At 59.8% G+C, this 3,590-nt stretch carries 5 protein-coding genes; all 5 read left to right on the top strand.

From position 1 onward, the window contains the following. A partial coding sequence (gene xseA / locus HLUSI_RS0123500; protein ID WP_016836267.1) for an exodeoxyribonuclease VII large subunit occupies window positions 1–1,021 on the top strand: 1,021 nt, incomplete at its 5' end. A 189-nt stretch (window positions 1,022–1,210) separates the two neighbouring features. Next, window positions 1,211–1,789: a superoxide dismutase [Fe] gene (gene sodB / locus HLUSI_RS0123495; protein WP_016836266.1), complete on the top strand. Its 579-nt coding sequence runs from the start codon at window positions 1,211–1,213 to the stop codon at window positions 1,787–1,789. 131 nt (window positions 1,790–1,920) lie between these two features. Next, window positions 1,921–2,307 carry an OsmC family protein gene (locus HLUSI_RS0123490; protein WP_016833984.1) on the top strand — a complete coding sequence of 129 codons (387 nt, stop codon included), beginning with the start codon at window positions 1,921–1,923 and terminating at the stop codon, window positions 2,305–2,307. 223 nt (window positions 2,308–2,530) lie between these two features. Then, on the top strand, window positions 2,531–3,232 hold the full coding sequence (locus tag HLUSI_RS0123485; RefSeq protein WP_016836265.1) for a pirin family protein: 702 nt from the start codon (window positions 2,531–2,533) through the stop codon (window positions 3,230–3,232). Window positions 3,233–3,312: 80 nt separating this feature from the next. Further along, a partial coding sequence (locus tag HLUSI_RS0123480; protein ID WP_016836264.1) for an NAD(P)H-dependent oxidoreductase occupies window positions 3,313–3,590 on the top strand: 278 nt, incomplete at its 3' end.

The raw sequence follows: 3,590 nt of genomic DNA, 5'->3' as shown, positions 1-3,590 counted from the left end.
ACTCGGTTTTCGCGCTTGGAGAAAGCCTGCCGGCGTCGGCAATCTGTATGAAGCCTTCCTGCGCCTCAAGGAAAAGCTCGAGAACGAAGGCCTGTTCCATCCCGACCGCAAACGTCCCCTGCCCGTCTTCCCGCGCTGCGTCGGCATCGTCACCAGTCCGCAAGCCGCGGCGCTGCACGACATCCTGACCGCGCTGCGCCGCCGTGTATTATTGGTGCGCGCCGGCGCGAAGATTGCGCGCGCCATCCAGACTGCATCCCAGCGCGCCGAATGCGACGTGCTGCTGGTCGGTCGCGGCGGCGGCAGCATGGAAGATCTGTGGGCCTTCAACGATGAAGCCGTGGCGCGCGCGATTGCGGCGTGCCCGATGCCGGTGATTTCCGGCGTCGGCCATGAGACCGACTTCACGATCGCCGATTTCGCCGCCGACCTGCGCGCGCCGACCCCGACCGCCGCCGCCGAGTTGTGCGCGACGCCGCGTGCCGAGTGGCAGGCCCAGTTGCAGAATCATGCCGCCGATCTCACGCGCGCACTCAGGCGCCGCCTTGCCGAACAGGGCCAGACCGTCGACTGGATGTCGCGCCGGCTGGTCAGCCCTGCTTCTTACATCGCGCACGAACGCGTCAAGCTGCGTGCGCTGCAGGCGCGCCTAGAACACGCCACGCGCACGCCGGTCACGCGTGCCCGCTATCAGTTGCAGCACCTGCAGACACGCCTGCAAAATCGCCTGCCCGATACCCGTGCTGCGCGCCTGCTGGTGGGCGGTCATCAACGCCGGATCGGCAACGCCGTCGCGCTGCTGGTGCAACGGCAGCGGCAGACGCTGGCGGCGCAGTCGTCCCAGCTTGAATTGCTCAATCCGCAGCGCACGCTCGAACGCGGCTACGCCATCGTCACCGACGCCAAAGGCAAGGTCCTGCGCGCGCCATCCGAACTGAAACCGCGCAGCAACGTCACGCTGCGACTGGCCGACGGCAGCGCCGAGGTCGGCATCGCCAGCGTACAGCCGACGCTGGACTGACACGGAACTCAAGGCGTATTGAGAATCATCCCGATTGCTATCCGCGATGCCTGAATTTCCTACATCAACTTGAGCCGTCGAACACCCGCAAAAGCCTGTCGCGAGAGTGCAAAGAATCGCTATCCGCTTTAGAATCACAGACTCAGAATAAAAATTCGTTTCAATCACCGATACCCGAAAGGATTCACCATGGCACATACCCTCCCGGCACTGCCTTATGAACTGGACGCACTGGCGCCAACCATTTCAAAAGAAACGCTCGAGTACCACTACGGCAAACATCATCAGACCTATGTCACCAATCTGAACAACCTGATCCCAGGTACAGAATTCGAAAACCTCTCCCTCGAAGAGATCATCAAGAAGTCCTCCGGCGGCGTGTTCAACAACGCAGCGCAAATCTGGAACCACACTTTCTACTGGAACGGCCTGACCCCAAAGGGCGCCGGCGCTCCAAGCGGTGCACTGGCTGACGCCATCAACGCCAAGTGGGGTAGCTTCGACGCCTTCAAGGCCGAGTTCACCAAGCAAGGCCTGGCCAACTTCGGTTCCGGCTGGACATGGCTGGTCAAGAAAGCCGACGGCACACTGGACATCGTCAACACCACCGGCGCCGGCACACCGCTGACCACCGACAGCAAGGCGCTGCTGACCATGGACGTCTGGGAACACGCTTACTACATCGACTACCGCAATGCACGCGCGAAGTACGCCGAAGCATTCTGGGGCATCGTGAACTGGGATTTCGCAGCGAAGAATTTCGCATAAGCAAACTCGGTTTTCGCGCTTGGAGAAAGCCTGCCGCGCGCAGGCTTTTTTTACGCCCATGAAAACCTCAAAAACCGAAAACGGAATGTGCAACAATCACGCATCCCGTCCGCATTGAAGGAGTTCGCATCATGGCCACCATCCATCTGCACAACGACGCCGGCTACGCGCAACGCATCCGCGCCCGCACCCATCAGCTGCAAGCGGATGAACCCGCCGGCAACGGCGGCAGCGACACCGGTGCGGCGCCTTACGAATTGCTGCTGGCCGCGCTGGCCGCGTGCACCTCGCTGACCTTGCGCATGTATGCCGATCGCAAGGGCTGGGACCTCGGCACCATCCATATCGATGCGCGTTTTTCGCGCGACGACTGCGGGCTGGAGAACATCGAGCGCACCGTCACCTTCGGCAATACGCTGACACCGGAACAGCTCACGCGCCTCGCCGAAATCTGCGAGAAGACGCCGGTCACCAAGACCTTGCGCGAAGGCACGCCGATCCGTACGGCTTTCGTATAGCCCCCCCGGGGGATAGCGAATTTTCGATATTTATTGAAAATGATCGTTAAAAATCATCAAAAAACGGTTGTAAAACAAATCAACAAATACAAATAAATCGTTATTTATCAGTAACTTATATTGCCCCGCGCATACTCCGTTCTGTCCACTTGAACACGCAAACAAGAAGGCAGTTTTCCAAGGTGGAAAACGCCCTTGCCTGCACTAACCGACGGAGAAAAACATGCTTCAAATTCGCAAAAGCAACGAACGCGGTGTCGCCGATCACGGTTGGTTGAATTCACACCATACATTCTCGTTCGGTCATTACTACGATCCGCAACAACTGGGCTTCGGTCCGCTGCAAGTGATCAATGAAGACCGCGTCACACCCGGCATGGGTTTCGGCACGCACGGTCACAGCGACATGGAAATCATCTCCTATGTCCTCGACGGTGCACTGGAGCACAAGGACAGCATGGGCACAGGTTCGGTGCTGCATTACGGCGACGTCCAGCGCATGAGCGCCGGCAGCGGCGTGCGTCACAGCGAGTTCAACCACTCCAAGACCGAGCCGGTGCATTTCCTGCAGATCTGGATCCAGCCGAACGTGAAAGGCATCCCGCCCAGCTACGAGGAAAAGAACTTCACGCCGGAGCAAAAGCAGGGCCAGCTGCGCCTGATCGCTTCGTCCGACGGTCGCGATAACTCGGTGCTGATCCATCAGGATGCATCGATCTTCGCCTCGATCCTGAACGGCGACGCCAAGCTGGAACATGCGCTCGGCGCCAAGCGCCTCGGCTACGTCCATCTGATCCGCGGCCGGCTGACCGTCAACGGCACCCAGTTGTCGGGCGGCGACGCACTGAAGATCAGCGCAGAAAGCCTGATCACGTTTGAAAAAGCCGAAGCAGCGGAATTCCTGCTGTTCGATCTGCCTTACTAAAAACGCCGAAACACCGATGCGCTGCAGTCCTGCAGCGCATCGCGTCACCCGCTACCTACACCATCCACAAGGAAAACATCATGGCAAACATTCTGTTCATCAATAGCAGCGCCCGCAGCAGCGGTTCGATCTCGCGCCAGGTCGCCGGCGAATTCGTCGCCAAGCTGCAGGCATCCCAACCAGGCAGCGTGGTCGTCGAACGCGACGTCGCCGCCAACCCGATCCCGCATCTGGACGAGCAAAAACTGGGCGCGTTCTTTACGCCTGCCGACAAGCGCAGCGCCGAACAGCAAGCACTGGTCAAGGTCTCCGAAGAGCTGATCGCCGAAGTCAATGCCGCCGACATCATCGTCATCGG

The organism is Herbaspirillum lusitanum P6-12 (assembly GCF_000256565.1).
Classification (GTDB): Bacteria; Pseudomonadota; Gammaproteobacteria; order Burkholderiales; family Burkholderiaceae_D; genus Herbaspirillum; species Herbaspirillum lusitanum.
The sequence above is the reverse complement of the archived record's forward strand: the minus strand, read 5'-3'. Positions and strand labels throughout refer to the sequence as shown.

Excerpts from the sequence above, each read along its gene's own strand:
- HLUSI_RS0123485 (WP_016836265.1), top strand. The coding sequence starts at position 2,531 with ATGCTTCAAATTCGCAAAAGCAACGAACGCGGTGTCGCCGATCACGGT.
- HLUSI_RS0123490 (WP_016833984.1), top strand. The coding sequence starts at position 1,921 with ATGGCCACCATCCATCTGCACAACGACGCCGGCTACGCGCAACGCATC.
- sodB (WP_016836266.1), top strand. The coding sequence starts at position 1,211 with ATGGCACATACCCTCCCGGCACTGCCTTATGAACTGGACGCACTGGCG.